Genomic DNA, 19,329 nt, shown 5'->3' with positions numbered 1-19,329 from the left:
TTGCCTTCAAAGCCTGATCCCGTCGGGCTTTGCTACACTCTTGTTCCGTCAAAAAAATAAGTAACAGGATAAAGACAGATGAAATTTCTCCCGACACTGGTATTCAGCCTGCTGACTGCAGCGCAACTGGTACAACCGGCGCTGGCGGCGGACAAAGCTTCCGCACAGGCTGCTGCGATTGACTGGCGTAAAGATAACAATGTGGAAGCGGCGTTTGCCGCGGCGAAGGCTGCGAATAAGCCTTTGTTCCTGTACTGGGGCGCGGTCTGGTGCCCGCCTTGCAATCAGGTCAAAGCGACGATTTTTAACCGTCAGGAATTTATCGATAAAAGCCGTCACTTCATTCCTGTGTATCTGGATGGAGATAGTCCGGGCGCACAAAAATATGCAGCGCAATTCAAAGTGCGCGGTTACCCGACCATGATTCTGTTCCGTCCGGACGGTACCGAACTGACCCGTCTGCCGGGTGAAGTGGATTCCGAACGTTATCTGCAAGTACTGACACTGGCGCTGAACAGCGCTGCGCCGGTCAGCGAAACCCTGAAGCTGGCGCTGGCGGGTGGTAAAACCCTGAAAGCAGATGACTGGAGTCTGCTGGCAGACTATTCCTGGGATGACCCGCAGCAAAAACTGGTGCCGCAGAAAGAGATCGCTGCAACCTTAAGCAAACTGGCCGAGCTGGCACCGGCTGGCCTGAATGCAACCCGCTTGTATCTGAAATCGCTGTATGCGCAGGCAGGCGCGAAAAATGCAGCGCTGGACAAAGCACAGGCCACCGACAAGCTGATCAAAGCTTTGTCCGATGTAAAAGTGGCGCGTGACAATCTGGATCTGGTGGCAGGTTCTGCTGCTGAACTGACAGAATTCCTGACCGCATCCGGCTCTGACAGCCGTCACAAACTGGTGACAGCATGGAATGCCGCTTTGCAAAAACTGGCGGATGATCAGACCATTTCCAAAACCGACCGTCTGGGCGCGGTAGTAGCAGAAATCGCACTGGCAAAACTGGATGGTGGTAAGCCAACACCGGCACTGCAAAAAGAAGTGCAGAAACGCGTCGGCAGTATCGAGCAGGCAACGACCGACAGCTACGAGCGTCAGTCCGTTGTCAGTTCTGCAGCCTATGCGCTGGGTAATGCCGGTTTGTTGGATGACTCCGATAATCTGCTGAAAGCGGAACTGAAACGTTCGCATTCGCCGTATTACTTCATGTCCACGCTGGGTTCGAATGCGAAAAAACGTGGTGACAAAGCCGGTGCGGTGAACTGGTATGAGCAAGCGTATAACGCCTCCAAAGGTCCGGCGACGCGCTTGCAATGGGGTTCTAACTATGTGGTCAGTCTGGTGGATCTGACACCGGCCGATGCACCGCGTATCGAAAAAGCGGTCAGCAGCGTGTTTGATGAAGCAGGTAAATCCGATACCGCGTTTTACGAACGTAACCGCGCTTATCTGGAAAAAATGGGTAAGAAACTGGTGGAATGGAATAAGGATGGTAAACACCAGCCAGTGTTTGCGAAAGTGAAATCGCAGCTGGATGGCATCTGCAATAAGCTGCCTTCCGGCGATCCGCAAAAAGCCAGCTGCCAGGGCATACTGAAAGGCTGATGCTGTGCGCTCCCGGTAAAACCATTTGAGAAGTCTGCGTCATATGCTGAAAAAGGCGATCCGGAAACGGGTCGCCTTTTTGTTTTGATACGCTGTTTTCGTGCGCAGTTTTTAGCAGATATTCATCATTATGCAGTGATGAAAGCGCTTTATATGCAATGCAGCATAAGCTAGTGACTTTATATGATTAAAAGTTTGAATTTATTCTGGTTATACTGGCTTTCAGTAATAAAGAAAGCCTTACCCCGTGATAGAAATTTCAGGACTCCATAAGAGTTATACCGTCGCAGGCAAACAAGTACCTGCATTAAACAATATCCAGCTCAGTATTCCGACGGGCAGCGTGTTCGGCATTATCGGTCGTTCAGGTGCCGGAAAAAGTACGCTGCTGCGCACACTGAATCTGCTGGAACGCCCGGATCAGGGTCGTATCCTGATTGATGGCGAAGACATTACCTTTTACGAACACCGCAAGTTGCTGGCACTGCGTCAGCGTATCGGCATGGTGTTTCAGCATTTCAATCTGCTGTCTTCTAAAACCATTGCAGAGAACATTGCGTTTCCGCTCAGGCTTGCCGGTCAGATGAATGCGCAGCAACGTGCGGAACGTGTGCAGGAATTGCTGGCGCTGGTCGGACTGACTGAACATGCGGATAAATATCCGGCGCAGTTATCCGGCGGACAAAAACAGCGTGTCGGCATTGCCCGCGCACTCGCCAATGCGCCGCGTCTGCTGTTGTGCGATGAAGCAACCTCGGCACTGGACCCGGAAACCACCCAGTCGATTCTGCAATTACTGCTGGATATCAACCGCCAGCTTGGTTTGACCATCGTCCTGATCACGCATGAAATGCAAGTCATCCGCACCATTTGTGATCAGGTTGCCGTGATTGAGCGCGGCGACATTGTGGAACAGGGCGAAGTCGCAGAAGTCTTTCTGCATCCGCAGCATCCGGTCACCCGCGCAATGGTTGCCGAACAGCATGAACTGGACCTGAGCTGGCTCAGCGGATTGCGTCATCCGGATTATCGTTTGTGGCGACTGACCTATCTGGGTGACAGCACCCACGCGCCGGTGCTCAGCCGTGTCGGTGCTGAAACCGGCGTCGAAATTTCGATACTGCAGGGCGTGATTTCGCGCATCAAAAATACGCCTTACGGGCAACTGGTGATTGGATTGCGTGCCGATGAAGACACCGCGATTCGTGTACTGAAACAATTGTCAGCAGAGGATGTGCGGGTCGATGTGATCACGCAGCAGCATTTACAGCAGGAGGCCGCGTAATGGACTGGAGCAATATCGACTGGGCTGACATCGCACAAGCCACGCTGGATACCTTAACGATGACCGGCTTCTCATTGCTGTTCACCGTATTACTCGGATTGCCGCTGGGCATTTTACTGTTCCTCAGTGGCCGTTCATCATCGCCGGCACAAAAAGCCTTGTATGCCGTGTTGTCGGTGGTGGTGAACGTGCTGCGTTCCGTGCCTTTCATCATTTTGCTGATCGTACTGATTCCGCTGACGCTGTTACTGGTTGGAACTTCGCTGGGTGTGCCGGGCACGATTCCGCCGCTGGTGATTGGTACTGCGCCGTTCTTTGCCCGTCTGGTGGAAAATGTCTTAAGAGATATTGATAAAGGCGTTATCGAAGCCTGTCAGTCTATGGGAGCAAGCACACGCCAGATCGTGATCCACGCATTGCTGCCGGAAGCTTTGCCCGGTTTGCTGGCAGCCGGTACGGTAACGACGATTGCGCTGGTGTCGTATGCCGCGATGTCCGGTGTGATTGGCGGCGGTGGTCTTGGCGATCTCGCTCTGCGCTTTGGCTATCAGCGTTTTCAGACCGATGTGATGATTGTCACCGTCGCGATTCTGATTCTGCTGGTACAGATTATTCAGTTTCTCGGCGACCGTCTGGTTCGTCACTTCACCCGTAAATAACATATTTTTGCACCGTATTTCAATTGAGAGGAAATAACATGACTGCATTTCTGAAAAAACAAATTCAACGTCTGGCTGTGCTGAGTGCAGGTTCCGTGCTGATGGCAAGTGCTGTTGCTGCGGAAACCCTGACCATTGCAGCGACACCGGTGCCACACGCAGAAATTCTGGAATTCGTGAAGTCGCAGCTTGCCAAAGAAGGTATTGAACTGAAAGTGAAGGTATTCACTGACTACGTGCAACCAGCCGTGCAAGTGAATGAAAAACATCTGGATGGCAATTTCTTCCTGCATCAGCCTTACCTGAATGAATTTAAGAAAAGCCACAAAAACGACATTGAAGTGCCGGTAGCGAAAGTCCACGTCGAACCGTTTGCTGCTTATTCTGTGAAATACAAAAAAACAGCGGACATTCCTGCCGGTGCCACTATCGCGATCCCGAATGATCCCTCCAACTCCGGCCGCGCACTGTTGCTGCTGGCTAAACAAGGTCTGCTGAAACTGAAAGATCCGACCAATATCTCTGCAACCCGTAAAGATATTATTGAGAATCCGAAAAACCTGAAATTCAAAGAGCTGGAAGCAGCAACACTGCCACGCGTGCTGAATCAGGTAGACGTTGCGCTGATCAACACCAACTATGCCATCGAAGCCAAACTGAATCCTGTGAAAGATTCGCTGTTCATTGAAGATGCGAATTCTCCGTACGCCAACCTGCTGGTGGCACGCGAAGACAATAAAAATTCGCCAGCCTTCAAAAAACTGATCTCCGCGCTGAATTCTCCTGAAGTAAAACGCTTCATCGAAGAAAAATACAAAGGTGCTGTTGTACCGGCATTCTGAGCCAGACCCGCAAAGGGCTGACCAATCCGCGAAAAGCCGGATCCTGCAAAGGGTCCGGCTTTTTTGTTGCGTGCCGGAGCATTGTGCGCAATGCACGGCACAGCGGGATATCAGGACTAAGTGAATCCCGGGAGAACCTGCAAAATCAGCCTGAAAGCCAGACTGTAATGACGCAGAACGATAGCAAAACGCCAGCAGAAACAGAACGGGTCTTGTGCAGCTATCCGCATCCGCCATTTACGGACAGCCAGACTTTCTGCCGACGACCGCTGGGGTGCTGTGCTGAAAACCGCATTTGAGGCATTTTCAGGCGATTTCTGGCGCTGCAGCGGCACCTGCTGAGCAGTCCGGCAGCTGGCGGGCAAAGCAAGGGAGAAACATCACAGCGGCTGACGCGAGGCTGCGACAGCAGCAGGACGGGCAGGGCTGACGCAGATTGCTGTACGTCGTCATACAAAGACGTCGCAGATTGCATTTCCTGCGCGGACACTGGCTGTGGCGATACAGAAAATTATCCGGATTGCATGATCAGATTGCTATTAAAATGCCGGAGCACTCAGTCCTTACTATTTCAGGAGTCACATCATGATGGCAGTCTTCGTCGCCTTTCTGCACTTCTTCGCCGCTTTCGGTCTGGCCGCCACCCTGTTCGCAGAACTGATGCTGCTGCGTCCCGAACCCACGCTGCGCGAAGCCCGCCTGCTGCAATGGTGCGACCGCTGGTACGGCATGTTCGCCGGTATCGTGCTCGGCGCCGGATTGTTCCGCGTGCTGTATTACGCCAAAGGCACTGCGTTCTATATGAGCAATCCTTACTTTCACCTGAAAATCACCCTGTATGTGATCACCGGCCTGATTTCCATCTACCCGACCATCACTTTCCTGCGCTGGAGCAAAGACCTGAAAGCCGGCATCGCCCCTGTGATCAGCAGCCAGCAATACAAGCGCCTGCGCAGCATCCTGCTGCTGGAACTGGCCCTGCTGACCGCCATCCTCGCCAGCGCCAGCCTGATGGCACGCGGCATAGCCAGCTGACGCATTATGCAGCTATCCGCATCCGCCATTTACGGACAGCCAGATTTTCTGCCGACGACCGCCAGGGTGCTGTGCTGAAACCCGCATTTGATGCATTTTCGGGCGATTTCGGAACTTGTTCAGGCAATAAAAAAGCCGCTCATCAGAGCGGCTTTTTTGATCGACGAAACTAAAAAATTAGTTACGAACAACTTTTTTGAATTCGTTAGTACGTGTGTCGATTTCGATTTTGTCTTCCTGGTCAACGAACAGCGGAACCTGAACAGTGTGGCAGTAAGCTTCGATCGCGTTTTCGATTTTCGCTTCTTTCAGAACGTTACCGGAAGTGTTGCCTTTGACTGCTGGCTCAGAGTAAATGATCTGGCGAACGATGGTGGTTGGCAGTTCTACGGAGATAGCTTTGCCGTCGTAGAAAACTGCTTCGCATTCCATACCGTCTTTCAGGTAGTTGATTGCGTCGCCCATGTTTTCCTGTTCGATTTCGTACTGGTTGTATTCTTCGTCCATGAATACGAACAGCGGATCAGCGAAGTAAGAGTAAGTAACTGGTTTTTTGTCCAGAACAACGACGTCAAATTTGTCGTCGCCGCGGAAAACGGATTCCTGTGGCGCATTGGTCAGCAGGTTTTTCATTTTCCATTTGTAGGTGAAACCGGTGCGGCTGGAACCGTTTACGTCAGAGCGCAAAACGATCATTGGCTTGCTGTCAACCATAATGATGTTGCCAACGCGGATTTCTTTTGCAAATTTCATAGCAGATATCTTAAAAAGTTGGTTGCTTAAATGTTATCTGACGCCTGTAGGCATTCGCCGCGCAAGCTCAGTCGACGGGGTCGAGATAATTCCCGAAAAATTAACCCCACATTCTAACCTATTTTTGGCCGGAATTTCCCGTTTTGCTGCTGCAGAACAGCAATAATTGGCTGCACATGTCGCCGGAATCATGAATTTGTTGCAACCAATCCTCAGCCGAAGCTTGCATTGCAGGAAACGTCTGTAATAGTTGCGACCACAGCACAGACCAGTCCGGTACTTGTACGCTGGCATGGTTCCAGCCCAGCATCATGTCGCGCAGCAAAGGGTGTTGCGGGCAGTAAATCTGCAGGAAGGCTTTCAGTTTTTTATGGTGCAAGTTGTTGTCCTGCGGATAGATATGCCAGAGGAAGGGTTTGCCTGCCAGCTGTGCACGGACAAACGAATCTTCGCCGCGTACCAGATTCAGGTCGCAGCTCCACAGCAGTTTGTCGTAATCGGTTTGCGGGATAAAGGGCAGGCAGCGCAGTGTCAGGGCACCCTGACGGATGCAATCGCCGGCTTGCAGGGCTTGTCCGCAGAATGCCGTGACAGCATCGCTGGCGACGCCTTCAGGTACGAAGCACAGCACCTCGCGCTCACCGCCGGCAAAAGCTTGCAGCATCTCAGTCACAGGTGCGTGCGGATAGCAAAACAGGGAAACGCGGAACATTGCCAGTTCAACATCGCCGGCACCCAGACTGCGCAGGAAGTCGCGGTCAGACTGGTCCAGTAAAAAGCGTTCGCGCGCTGGTTTTAGTGCCGGTTCGTAAATCAGGCCGCCTGTGCGCTGATTAAACCCGGGGAAGAAAAAGTATTTGGTAATCGGAAACTGCGGATGCGGCGATGGCAGCGTGTGACAGCCTTCCACCCAGTCTTCTGCGGTCAGTCCTTCCAGATTAATCCAGACCGGTTGCGGCTGGCGCTGCACCATCATCGGGATGTAAGCAGGCGGGATGTCGCAGGCGAAAAATTCAATCACGACATCAGAGATATCTTCGTCAGTAAATTCCAGTGCCTGATGCGCCCAGTGCCTGACGCGGACTTCCTGCACCATCTGATCTGCAGCCTCAGTATTTACTTCCGGACAGATGCGGCGAAAGCTGATCAGGTCATCCACCCACAGTTGTACCTGCAGGTCGTGTTCGTGCGCGAACTGGCGCGCAATGCGCCAGCAGATGCCGATGTCGCCGTAGTTATCGACAACACGGCAGAAAATGGTGAGGGTTTTGATCATGATGATAAGGCAGCGGTGCTGCTGCAGAGCGGCTGATGGCGGGCATCAGCACACGGGTGTTTCAGAAGCGGTTTTTCCATTCGCGCAATGCGGCAAAGCAGGCATCGGCATCAGCCTGTTCCGGCAATCCGCATTCACGGCGCAGGGTCGCCACGATACCATGCTGGTCGCTGCGCAGGAAAGGATTGGTCGCGAGTTCATCGGCCAGCAAGCTTGGCACGCTGGGCTTGTTTTCAGCGCGCAGACTTTGTACATGCTGCAGGCGGACAGCGACTTGCGGGTTGTCCGGTTCGGCGGCGGCAGCAAAACGCAGATTGCTGAGGGTGTATTCGTGGGCGCAGTAGACGCGGGTATGGGCAGGCAGTGCGGCCAGCTTGTTCAGCGATGCGCGCATTTGTGCTGCGCTGCCTTCGAACAGACGGCCGCAACCGCCGGCAATCAAGGTGTCGCCGCTGAATAAAGCCTGTTCTGATGCCGTGTAATAGGCGACATGGCCGAGCGTGTGGCCGGGAACGGCAATCACCTCCAGTGTCAGATTTAATTCGGGAATCGTGATCCGCTCACCATCACTGACCGGATGCGTGAGGCCGGGAATCTGGTCAGTTTGCGAGCCATACACAGGAACCGGAGACTGCGCCAGCAAACGGGCTATGCCGCCGGTGTGATCTGCATGTTTATGGGTTGCGAGAATGGCGCGTAATTGCAGACCGTGTTCCTGCAAGGCTTTACTGACGACAGCGGCATCACCCGGATCAACCGCAATCGCATCTTTGCCATTGTGTACAATCCACAGATAATTGTCGTCAAATGCAGGCAGTCCCCATATACTCAGCATGTTGTTCATCCATTCGGAAAAGCTTTGGAAAAACACATTATAGACCTCGATGCATGGCTGCAGCTGCCGGCTGGTCAGTATGTCAAACGCTGGGAAGAAAACCTGTTTGATCAGCTGACACCGGATATTTTCGGATACCACGCGCTGCAGGTTGGTTTGCCGCAAATTGATGCGCTGCGCGCCAGTCGTATGCCGCATCGCTGGATAGCGCAGGAAGAAGCAGAACGCAGCTTTGGTAATCCGCGTGTTGCGGTGCTGCATGATTTTGCAGAATTTCCGTTTGCCTCGCAAAGTCTGGATCTGGTGGTGTTGCCGCATGTGCTGGAGTTTGCGGAAGAACCGCATCAGATTCTGCGCGAAGTCGAGCGGATACTGATTCCGGAAGGGCGGGTGATTATCAGTGGCTTCAACCGCGCCAGTCTGTGGGGCATGCGACAGGCCACCGACCGGTTACGCAAGCGTTATTACTTGCCGAAAGAGGGCGAGTTCATCAGCCCGGCGCGTTTGCGCGACTGGATGAAGTTGCTGAATATGGAAGTCAGCGCGACCCATTTTGGCTGTTACGCACCGCCGTTCCGTTCGGAAAAATGGCTGCAGCGCTATCAGTTCACAGAAAAAGCCGGAACGCGCTGGTGGCCGGTGTTCGGGGCAGTGTATGTGATGGAGGCAGTTAAACGTGTGCGTGGCATGCATTTAATCGGTCCCGCCTGGAAAAAACAACGTGCACGCCGGGCACAGGCAGTACCGGCAGTTAATCAGGTAAATAAACAAACGCATGAATAAAGTCACGATTTATACCGACGGCGCCTGCAAGGGAAACCCCGGCGTTGGCGGCTGGGGTGCAGTGCTGGAATCCGGCGCGCACAAGAAAGAATTATTTGGCGGAGAGCAGGAAACTACCAATAACCGTATGGAGTTAATGGCAGTCATCAAAGCTTTATCCGCTCTGAAACGCCCGTGTGAAATTAAATTGCACACCGACAGCCAGTATGTACTGAAAGGTATTACCGAATGGATCAGCGGCTGGAAAGCCCGTGGCTGGCGTACTGCTTCCAAAGAACCGGTTAAAAACGTGGATTTATGGCAGGCGCTGGATGCTGCCTGCCAGACGCACCGGATCGAATGGATCTGGGTGCGCGGACATACCGGCAATCCCGGCAATGAACTGGCAGATCAGCTGGCGAATCAGGGAGTGGAGTCTGTCCGGCAGGGTAATCACGATCAATAGTCCCTGCATATTTGTAAAATCTGGTGAAGTTATCAGCTCTGTACACCGGATTTTGCGGCAGTATTTCGCTTTAACCCCCGTTGCCAATTGCATTTTAGTGAATTCTGCCTTTGCTGATTTCTCCGGCAAATTGTCTTTTTCTCAGCCATAATGCGCTACACATGCAAAGCCATTCCAGCTTTGTATATCTGTTTGTACAAAAGTCAAAGCAAGGCGGCGATGCTGCCACTCAGGGGAAACGATGCAATCGTGGTGGAATGATTTTTTTGTCAGTGATGTCGTCCCCGCAGGACTGTATCTGAAGGGCGAGTACTCCGCTTCTATGGTGGTGCTGTCGGTCGCCATTGCAGTGTTCAGTTCAGTGCTGGCATTGCAGGTTGCCGGTCTGGCAAAGCAAGCCAGGCAGCGCTGGCAACGTCAGGCTGCTTTATTCAGCGGTTCGGTTGCGCTGGGCATCGGTATCTGGGCGATGCATTTTATCGGCATGCTGGCGCAAAGCCTGTGCGTGTCGGTGACCTACGATCCCTGGGTTACGGGGTTATCTGTATTACCGGGAATTTTTGCATCCTGGGTCGCACTGATGATTATGGAGCGGCCGCAACTGAACCGCTGGCAAGTGGGCTGCGGTGGATTGGTGCTTGGTGCCGGCATCGGACTGATGCATTACAGCGGCATGGCAGCGATGCGGATGATCAGCTTGCTGCGCTACGATCCGGTTTTATTCTTCCTTTCGATAGTCGTGGCCGTGGTGCTTGCTGTGCTGGCAATTATGGTCTGGCACCATTTGCAGCAGTACCGCGCCATGCCTGCGATTATCCGGCTGATGATAGGCGGGACGTTTTTCGGGCTGGCGATTTCCGGGATGCATTACACCGGTATGGCTGCCGCCCGTTTTATCGGCTTTCCGCGCTGGGCCAGTCTGGCTAATCTGGATGAAAATCATGTTTTACTGACCGGTGCGATTGCTGTCAGTACGGTTATTGCCGGGTTTGTTGTGCTTGCCGGTAATTTTTTGCTGCGGTTCATTCAGATTTATCGCCAGAATCTGGAAATTCAGTCGCGCCTTCAGGCGACGGTGAATACATCGCTGGATGGTATTCTGACCTGCGACCGGCGTGGCGTTATTCAGTCAGCCAATACTGCGGCATCCAGCATTCTCGCAGCGCCTGCGCATACATTGCATGGTGTATCTCTGACGGTTTTCTTTCCGACGGTGTTTACGCCGGATGCGGATGGTTTGCTGGATATTTATCTTGAACCTGGCGATACCGTTGAACTGGGAGCAGGCGAGTGGGTGCGCTCACGCCGTATGGATGGCAGAGTTTTTCCGGCACGGCTTGCGGTCGGGCAGGTCGGCAGCGGGCCGGAAGCTTTGCTGATTGCCTATGTCTCTGACATGACGCGTCAGGCAACAATGCAGAAAGAAATTCTGGAACGGGAGCGCCGTTACCGCACATTAATTGCGAATATTCCCGGCGTGGTGTTTCGCAGTAAGCCTGATGCGGACTGGAGCAAATTATTCATCAGCGACTCTGTTCTCAGTCTGACCGGCTGGAGTGCTGCAGACTTTATCTCAGGGCAGGTACGCATTCCTGATCTGATCCATCCGAATGACATTATGCGCGTGCGCGAGCAAGTACAGTCGGCGTTGCAGCAGCAAGCGTCGTGGCGCCTTGAATATCGTATTCTGACGCGAGATGGTCAGGAAAAATGGATTGCTGAAAGTGCTGGCGCAGCATTTGACGAACACGGAAATCCCGAATGGCTGGATGGTGTCATGTTCGATATTTCTGATTCTAAGCATCAGTCCGCAGAATTTGCCGGCATTGTTACCGCGATGAAAAAAGCGCTGGTGGTGGCTGAGTTTGATATGCAGGGAAACATTTTGTTTGTGAATGATCAGTTCCTGATGCTGACCGGTTATCGCGAAGAAGAAATCGTCGGGCGTAATCACCGCATACTTTGTCCGAAAGATGATTTTGAAGAGCAGGCGTATCAGATTTTCTGGGATAACCTGCGGGCCGGGCGTTTCCAGAGCGGCGAATACCGCCGGCTTGGCAAGCATGGTCAGGACGTCTGGATACAGGCAGCATATAACCCTATCCTTGATACTGATGGAAAACCCTGGAAAGTTGTTAAGCTCGCGGCTGACTTGTCTTTGCGGAAAAGTATTGAGCGCGACCTGATCCACGAAAAAGAGAGAGCCGAAGCGGCATCGGCAGCAAAGGGAATGTTTCTCGCGAATATGAGTCACGAGATACGCACGCCGATGAATGCAATACTCGGTTTCACCGAAATTCTGACCGGTACAAAACTGGATACGCAACAGGAAAAATATGTCCGCACCGTACTGCAATCTGCGCGGTCTTTGCTGGGATTGCTGAATGATATTCTGGATACGGCCAAACTCGAGCGCGGCGCCATCACGCTGGAATTAAGAGATTGTGTGCTGCAGGAATTACTACAGCAGGTTGTCAGCACATTTCAGTTACAGGCAACGCAGAAGGGGATTGTACTTGAGCATTGCCTGCAGCCGGAATTGCCTGCGATGATTCGTGCAGATGAATTAAGACTGCGTCAGGTGCTGACTAATCTGGTTGGTAATGCAGTGAAATTTACCGAGCAGGGCAGTGTGACGCTGACGGCGGACTATGTTGCACCTGAGTTGATTCTGTCTGTTCAGGATACCGGTATCGGTATCAGTCCGGATCGCCTCGATGCAATTTTTGCGCCTTTTACACAGGCCGATGCATCAATGACGCGACGCTTCGGCGGAACCGGCCTTGGCACGACGATAGCGCGCCAACTGACGGAGCTGATGGGCGGAAACATCAGTGTTACCAGTACGCTGGGTTCCGGCAGTTGTTTTACAGTTCGATTGCCAGTACAGCTGTCACAACAAGAGGCAGTGGCACCTGTGGCACATCAGCAGTCTGTGTTACCACCGTTGCGCATTCTGATCACTGACGACGTACCCGAAAACCTTGAGTTACTGGAGTTACTGCTGAAGCCACGCGGACATCATGTCATGAAAGCCGGCAGTGGTAAGGAAGCCATTGCATTGTTTGCGCAACACACATTTGATGTCATTCTGATGGATGTGCAGATGCCGGAAATGGATGGTCTGCAGACAAGCAGAATGTTGCATGCGCTGGCAGCAGAAACTTCCCGTCCTTTACCGGCCGTGATTGCACTGACAGCGAGTGTGCTCAGCAAAGACCGTGAGGAAGCCAGTCAGGCCGGAATGCAGGGTTTTGCAACCAAGCCGGTTGATCTGCCTGAGCTGGAAAGAGAAATTGCCCGTGTTGTACAAACCGGACTGGTGACATTTGAGCAGCAAGTTCCTGTTGATCCGATGAACGATGATCCATGGCAGCAGGCACTTCAGCGCTGGGGATCAGAAGCTGCACTGACAACCGCAGCCAATGCTTTTTTACGGAGACTCAGAGATGAGCTGAGCCAGTCTGAAAAAACACACGGCTGGTTACACCGGATAAAAGGCGCGGCGCAAAATCTGGGACTGGCGGACATTGCCCGGATTGCGGCAGATGCTGAATCGTCCGGTTATTTTTCAGAACGGGAAACCGGACTTATGCAGGCAGCTCTTTATGCTGCGCACAGTAAGATTTCCATGTCCGTCGCTGATGTATCTGACCTGCCGGCGAAGACCAGTGATCCGGTCGCTGTTGTTGCCATGTTGAAGCAATTACAGATTCTGCTGCGGGATAGCCGAATTGATGCAGAGTTAATGCTGCAATTACAGAACGAACTGGGACGTGCTGTGTTGAAGCCCTTGTCTGATGCGATGGATGAATTTGATTTTGAGCTGGCAGAAAAACTGACCAAAGCCTTGCTGCAGGATGCGGAGGATAAAATATGACGGTTGAACAACGACGGCCTTCCGTACTGATCGTGGACGATGAACCTGCAAACCTGCAGGTTCTGCGTTCGATTTTGCAGGACAGTTATCAGCTGCAATTTGCACGGGACGGAGAAAAAGCGCTGGAGCTTGCGCATCGCTCACGCCCCGATCTGATCTTACTGGATGTCATGATGCCGGGTATGAGCGGGCTGGAAGTGTGCCGGGCACTGAAAGCGTCTGCTGAGACCAGCGCGATTCCGGTTATTTTTGTGACCGCACTTGCTGACACCAGCGACGAAGCCAGCGGTCTGGAAGCCGGCGCAGTGGATTACATCACTAAACCTGTCAGTCCGGCGATTGTACGTGCACGTGTCAAAACCCATTTATCACTGGTCAGAACAGAAGAGCTTGAGCGTACCCGCCTGCAGATTATTCAGACACTCGGTAAGGCAGCAGAATACAAAGATAATGAAACCGGGATGCACGTTGTGCGTATGAGTTACTTCGCCCGCGAACTGGCGCTGGCGGCAGGTTATCCGGAAGCTTTTGCAGACATGCTGCTGAGTGCGGCACCTATGCACGACATTGGTAAGATCGGTATTCCGGATGCGGTGTTACGCAAGCCGGGAAAACTCGATGTCGCTGAATGGGCGGTGATGCGCACGCATGCCGAAATCGGTGCGCAGATTCTGGAAGGAAGTCAGGGAGAGTTATTGCAAATGGCAGCGCGCATTGCGCGCTGCCATCATGAAAAATGGAATGGTGGCGGATATCCGGATGGTCTGGCTGGCGAGGCCATTCCGCTGGAAGCCAGAATTGTAGCCATTGCCGATGTGTTTGATGCCCTGACCAGCGTCCGTCCGTATAAAAATGCATGGCCGTTTGAAGCCGCGATGCAGCTTATCCGGGAAGAGTCAGGCCAGCATTTTGATCCGGTGCTTGTGGAACATTTTCTGTCTCTCAGCGAAAAAATCAAAGACATTCAGAAGCGCTGGGCCGACTGATCAGAAAAGAAAAAGCCCCCGTCGCAGGACGGGGGCTTTTATTTGTCGTAAGTCATTCCAACAGTTTTATCAGGCTTCCTTGCAGCGGCTGGCAATATGCGCCAGCGCTTCCTCGACCTGATCAATCAGAATCAGACACAGGTCGCCTGCTTCGAGGCGGCTGAGCGCCAGATCAATCGCGACGAATTCACCAGTGATCTCATCAGTGCGACGTGTTTTCGTTGCATTTTTCAGGCCTTCGCGTAACAGCGCAATTACTTCACCGTCGGCACGGCCACGCTGACACTGATCCTGGTACAGAATCACATCTTCGAATGCATTACCCAGAATTTCGGTTTGCTGACGAATGTCCTGATCACGGCGGTCACCTGCACCGCTGATGACGACAGACCGGCGATTTGCAGGCATAGTTTCAACGGCTTTGACCAGTGCGATCATCGCATCCGGGTTGTGTCCGTAGTCAGCGATCACGGTTGCGCCACGATAGCTGAACATATTGAAGCGTCCCGGTGCATTATCGTTTTCATTGGCAAAGCTCTTCAGACCACGACGGATCGCTTCGAAGCTGGCATTCACTGCCCATGCAGCGGCAACCGACGCCATCACATTTTCAACCTGGAAGCCAATGGTGCCATTGCGGGTGATCGGAATATCGGCCAGCGGAATCAGCTGCTTTTCTTTGCCTTCTGCTGCGACCAGATAACCGTTTTCCACATACACAACACGTTTGCCTTGTGCGCGGTGCGCAGCCATTACCGGATGGTGTTTGTCGGCAGCGAAGAAAATCACCTGAGAAGGGCTGTTGGCTGCCATGCTGACCACGATAGGGTCTGTTGCATTTAAAACGGCGTAGCCGTTATCGGCCACATTCTGCACGATCACGCGCTTCAGCACCGCCAGATCTTCAACAGTGGTGATGTAGTTCAGGCCAAGATGGTCACCTGCACCGATGTTGGTCACAACGGCCACCTGACAACGGTCATACGCCAGACCTTCGCGCAGAATACCGCCGCGTGCAGTTTCAAACACGGCTGCATCGACATCCGGATGGGACAGTACATTACGTGCGCTGCGCGGACCACTGCAGTCACCGCTGTCAATCTGCACGCCGTTCACATACACGCCATCGGTGTTTGTCATGCCGGTGCGCAGTCCGCTTTCAGACAGCAGATGTGCAGTCAGGCGCACGGTCGTGGTTTTACCATTGGTGCCGGTAACGGCAATAATCGGAATGCGGCCATCATCGTTTTCATCGAACATCGCATCAATGATCGCTTCACCGACAGCGCGGCCTTTGCCGAAGGACGGTGACAAGTGCATACGCAAACCCGGTGCAGCATTGACTTCAACAATACCGCCGTTCTGATCTTCAATCGGTTTCAGTACGCTGTCGCAAACCAGATCGACGCCGCAGATATCCAGCCCAACCATTTGCGCCGCTTCTACCGCACGTGCTGCGACTTCCGGATGCACATCGTCTGTCACGTCAGTCGCAGCGCCACCGGTAGACAGGTTTGCATTGTTGCGCAGTACGACTCGCTGGCCTTTCGGCGGTACGGATTCAGCGTTGTAGCCTTGCTTTGCCAGCGTTGCCAGCGCGATATCATCGAACTTGATTTTGGTCAGTGACGTGGAATGACCGCTTCCGCGACGCGGATCTTTATTCACTTGTTCCACCAGCGCGCGCACTGTGGATTTACCATCGCCTACGACCTGCGGCGGATCGCGGCGTGCTGCCGCAATCAGTTTGTTACCAATGACCAGCAAGCGGAAATCGTTACCGGGCAGGAAGCGCTCAACCATGATGTCATCGCGGAATTCAGTCGCTGCCTGATAAGCAGCTTCCAGTTGTTCGCGTGTGGTGATGTTGACGGTTACGCCTTTGCCCTGATTGCCATCCTGTGGTTTCACCACAACCGGCAAACCGACTTCCTGCGCCGCTGCCCAGGCATCTTCAACGTTACTGACAGAGCGGCCCAGCGGAACCGGAACACCCGCTGCATGCAGCAGTTTTTTGGTCAGTTCTTTATCCTGCGCGATGGCTTCGGAAATCGCACTGGTCACATCAATTTCAGCCGCCTGAATGCGACGCTGACGTGAACCCCAGCCGAAAACAACCAGACTGCCTTCGGTCAGGCGGCGGTAAGGAATATTGCGGGCAACTGCAGCATTCACGATAGCACCGGTTGAAGGGCCCAAACGCACATCCTCATCCAGCTCACGCAGTTGATCAAGCGCTGCAGTCAGGTCGAATTCTTCATTCAGCAATGCGGCTTTGATCAGTTTCTCGGCTAATTCCAGTGCCAGGCGTCCAACCTGTTCCTCAGAATACTCAACAACCACCTGATAAATGCCATCTTCCAGTGTTTGTGTGGTGCGGCTGAAGGTAACCGGGCAGCCAGCCTGTGCTTGCAGCCCGAGTGCGGTCAGTTCAAACACATGCGCCATCGGTACGGCATCATTGTGTCCGGTCGGCTGCAAAATACTCAGTTCCGGAAACAGTGCGCGCAGCCTGTCCTCGAACCCCGGCAGCTCAGCGATTGAGCGTTCAGCTTCGCTGCAGCTGACAATTGCTTCCATCGCAGTATGATGGCTCCAGAGGTTAGGGCCGCGCAGTGCGCGGATACGGGATACTTCCATAAAACCTTGTCCTGTTAAAAGGGCATTCAAGATAGCAGGCCAGAGTCCGGCACTGCCTGTCATTGTCATACCTGCCAACGGATCATTTTCCTGTTAGCAGGTAGCTTGTTATGCATTGATTACTTTCCGTGGAATGTACGCAGTCCGGCAGCCATCAGTTCCGGCTCAATGTCCATTGCCCAGCCGGCTGCAACCGCCGCCAGTACGCTTTCTGTCTGGCTTGCCAGCGTTGCAGGTAAGGCCTGTACCGGTATCAGCGCAGTTTCTGCTTCTGCCTGCGCCAGCGTGATCACACCATCCTTGATGACGACTGCGCGTTTGCCATTTGCACGGTGTTCGCGGATTACATCCAGATCTGCATTGACGGCATACAGTAATACATCGCCATCGCACAGTTCCGCCAGACCGGCAACTTCCGCATTATCAGCGTTCAGTACAGCAGCGCCATCGGCTAAAACGACGTCGACCTGTGTTCGGATGACTTTGCGCATCTGGTCAGCATCATGAATATAAAATTCACTCAGACCAGCGGTGTCCGGCATGTCTGTCACGATACCGATGCGGCAGCGATCATAGCTGAGGCCGTCGGTCAGGATGTTGCGCGGGCTGTTCTCGAAAATTGCTGCTTCAACCGAACGGTTAATCAGCAAACGTTCTCCATCTTCCCAGCGTGTGCAATTGCCTTTGGTGACCAGACGGTTGTTCAGATATAAGCCATCCTGGCAGGCGACGCCGGTATATTTGCCGTTCATGCGCACCAGCGCGCTGGTCAGATGAGCGATCAGTGTTGTGTTGCGACTGCCGGAAATACCGATTACATCGATGCGGCCGGATTCTCCCGGGGCAAACAAATGCGCCATGATGGCTTCACCGACGTTACGACCAGGGCCGTTGGAAGGTTTGATATGTGCGAGCAGGCCGGGACTGGCGTTGACTTCGATGATGGCTCCGCTTTGTTCCTGCAGCGGACGGGAAATATCTTCGGCGACCATATCGATGCCGGCAATATCAAGTCCGACAACACGTGCTGCCAGTGTGGCAACGCGCGCGACATCCGGATGAATCTGGTCTGTGACATCCAGCGCGACATTGCCGTTATGCTGAATCAGAATTTTTTGTCCTGCAGGCGGAACAGATTCACCTGTCAATCCCTGACGTGTTAATTCGAGAACAACCTCAACCGCCTCGTTGATATCGATAATATTCAGCGGGAATTCTTCTGTCGTGCCGCGACGCGGGTCAGTATTGATCTGCGCGTCAATCAGTTGAACAACGGTCGATGTGCCGTCCGCTGTGATCCACAAAGATTCGCCTTTTCCGACAGCAACAACGCGTTCGCCGACTACCAGTACACGGTGCTCATCGCCAACAATGTATTTTTCAACGATGATGGCGTTGCTGCCACCTTTCTGAACGGCCAGATGATATGCAGACTCCACATCTTCTTTGGTCATCAGGTTCAGAGAAACTCCGCGACCGTGATTGCCATCATACGGTTTGACGACAACAGGTACGCCGATATCCTGCGCCTCTTCCCATGCTTCCTCAGCACTGTGTACCAGTGAACCTTCCGGAATCGGAATGCCAGCCGCTTTCAGTAAAGTTTTTGTGAGATCTTTGTCGCTGGCAATACTTTCTGCAATCGCGCTGGTGCGGTCTGTTTCCGCAGTCCAGATACGGCGCTGTGCTTTGCCGTGGCCGATCTGTACCAGATTGCCGGAAGACAGGCGTAAATGCGGAATACGACGATCAGTTGCTGCATCCACAATATGCGAAGTGCTCGGGCCCAGACAACGGGAATCAACCTGATCGCGAAGATCAATCAGTAATGGTTCGAGATCGAAAGGCTGATCATTGATCGCAGCCATCAGTAAATCGCGGCCAATGGCGAGTGCACGGCGGCCGACGGACTCTTCGCGGGTACGGAAAGCCATCTTGTAAACGCCGATTTCGCTGGTGGAGCGGGTCTGACCAAAGCCGGTACGCATACCTGCCATGTTCTGCAGCTCCAGAACAACGTGTTCCAGAATATGACCAGCCCATGTACCTTCACGCAGGCGCTCAAGGAAACCACCACGTTCGCCGACGCCGCAACGATGTTCGATCAGACCCGGCAGCAGCGTTGTCAGGCGCTCGTACAATCCGGGGATCAGGTTAGAAGGAAAGTCTTCAAGGCCGCCTATATCAAGCCAGGCTTCAATTACAGGACGGTAGGTCCAGATATTCGGGCCGCGCAGATAACTGACGCGGAGAATCTCAATGTCTTTCTTCTTTGTTGTCATGTATGTCATTTCCAGAGTCC

14 protein-coding genes are annotated in these 19,329 nt (G+C 53.2%); 9 read left to right on the top strand and 5 right to left on the bottom strand.

The genetic code is table 11. From position 1 onward, the window contains the following. Nucleotides 1-78 precede the first annotated feature (78 nt). The 5 genes from IE092_RS03330 to IE092_RS03310 all read left to right on the top strand — a co-directional run bounded on the left by IE092_RS03330 (nucleotide 79) and on the right by IE092_RS03310 (nucleotide 5,429). Complete coding sequence (locus tag IE092_RS03330) at nucleotides 79-1,608, top strand: thioredoxin family protein (RefSeq protein ID WP_189355565.1); 1,530 nt, start codon at nucleotides 79-81, stop codon at nucleotides 1,606-1,608. 247 nt (nucleotides 1,609-1,855) lie between these two features. Then, the gene (locus IE092_RS03325; RefSeq protein ID WP_189355564.1) at nucleotides 1,856-2,893 is read left to right on the top strand and encodes a methionine ABC transporter ATP-binding protein; all 1,038 of its coding nucleotides are present in this window, start codon (nucleotides 1,856-1,858) and stop codon (nucleotides 2,891-2,893) included. Beyond that, a complete protein-coding gene (locus IE092_RS03320) occupies nucleotides 2,893-3,552 on the top strand; it encodes a methionine ABC transporter permease (protein WP_189355563.1) in 660 nt (219 codons plus the stop codon). The genes IE092_RS03325 and IE092_RS03320 overlap by 1 nt, the downstream gene beginning before the upstream one ends. A 50-nt stretch (nucleotides 3,553-3,602) precedes the next feature. Next, nucleotides 3,603-4,394: a MetQ/NlpA family ABC transporter substrate-binding protein gene (locus IE092_RS03315; RefSeq protein ID WP_373295316.1), complete on the top strand. Its 792-nt coding sequence runs from the start codon at nucleotides 3,603-3,605 to the stop codon at nucleotides 4,392-4,394. 585 nt (nucleotides 4,395-4,979) lie between these two features. Continuing rightward, nucleotides 4,980-5,429: a DUF2214 family protein gene (locus IE092_RS03310; protein WP_189355561.1), complete on the top strand. Its 450-nt coding sequence runs from the start codon at nucleotides 4,980-4,982 to the stop codon at nucleotides 5,427-5,429. A 177-nt stretch (nucleotides 5,430-5,606) separates the two neighbouring features. Here IE092_RS03310 and IE092_RS03305 read toward each other — a convergent pair whose 3' ends face one another. The 3 genes from IE092_RS03305 to gloB form a co-directional block, all read right to left on the bottom strand. Then, the gene (locus IE092_RS03305) at nucleotides 5,607-6,182 is read right to left on the bottom strand and encodes an elongation factor P (protein ID WP_189355560.1); all 576 of its coding nucleotides are present in this window, start codon (nucleotides 6,180-6,182) and stop codon (nucleotides 5,607-5,609) included. 118 nt (nucleotides 6,183-6,300) lie between these two features. After that, nucleotides 6,301-7,458, bottom strand: coding sequence for an elongation factor P maturation arginine rhamnosyltransferase EarP (earP, locus tag IE092_RS03300; protein WP_189355559.1), 1,158 nt, complete (start codon nucleotides 7,456-7,458; stop codon nucleotides 6,301-6,303). Nucleotides 7,459-7,519: 61 nt separating this feature from the next. After that, on the bottom strand, nucleotides 7,520-8,293 hold the full coding sequence (gene gloB, locus IE092_RS03295; protein ID WP_229792999.1) for a hydroxyacylglutathione hydrolase: 774 nt from the start codon (nucleotides 8,291-8,293) through the stop codon (nucleotides 7,520-7,522). 24 nt (nucleotides 8,294-8,317) lie between these two features. Here gloB and IE092_RS03290 point away from each other — a divergent pair, with 24 nt between their 5' ends. From IE092_RS03290 to IE092_RS03275, 4 genes are all read left to right on the top strand, one after another. Then, nucleotides 8,318-9,076, top strand: a complete 759-nt coding sequence (locus IE092_RS03290) for a class I SAM-dependent methyltransferase (RefSeq protein ID WP_189355558.1) — start codon at nucleotides 8,318-8,320, stop codon at nucleotides 9,074-9,076. After that, a complete protein-coding gene (gene rnhA / locus IE092_RS03285) occupies nucleotides 9,069-9,521 on the top strand; it encodes a ribonuclease HI (protein ID WP_189355557.1) in 453 nt (150 codons plus the stop codon). Before IE092_RS03290 ends, rnhA begins: the two co-directional genes overlap by 8 nt. A 241-nt stretch (nucleotides 9,522-9,762) precedes the next feature. Next, entirely contained in the window at nucleotides 9,763-13,401 is a 3,639-nt protein-coding gene (locus IE092_RS03280; RefSeq protein ID WP_189355556.1) for an MHYT domain-containing protein, read from the top strand. Beyond that, a complete protein-coding gene (locus IE092_RS03275; protein ID WP_189355555.1) occupies nucleotides 13,398-14,387 on the top strand; it encodes a response regulator in 990 nt (329 codons plus the stop codon). The genes IE092_RS03280 and IE092_RS03275 overlap by 4 nt, the downstream gene beginning before the upstream one ends. Before the next feature lie 69 nt (nucleotides 14,388-14,456). On the opposite strand, the gene cphA is transcribed toward IE092_RS03275, so the two are convergent. Together cphA and IE092_RS03265 are read right to left on the bottom strand one after the other, a co-directional pair. Further along, nucleotides 14,457-17,027: a cyanophycin synthetase gene (gene cphA / locus IE092_RS03270; RefSeq protein WP_189355554.1), complete on the bottom strand. Its 2,571-nt coding sequence runs from the start codon at nucleotides 17,025-17,027 to the stop codon at nucleotides 14,457-14,459. Between the two features lie 119 nt (nucleotides 17,028-17,146). After that, on the bottom strand, nucleotides 17,147-19,309 hold the full coding sequence (locus IE092_RS03265; protein WP_189355553.1) for a cyanophycin synthetase: 2,163 nt from the start codon (nucleotides 19,307-19,309) through the stop codon (nucleotides 17,147-17,149). Nucleotides 19,310-19,329: the final 20 nt, after the last annotated feature.

Source organism: Cognatundibacterium squillarum, assembly GCF_014652435.1.
In the GTDB taxonomy this organism is placed as follows: Bacteria; Pseudomonadota; Gammaproteobacteria; order Burkholderiales; family Burkholderiaceae_D; genus Undibacterium; species Undibacterium squillarum.
Note: the sequence above shows the minus strand (reverse complement) of the source record. Positions and strands in the feature narration are given on the sequence as shown.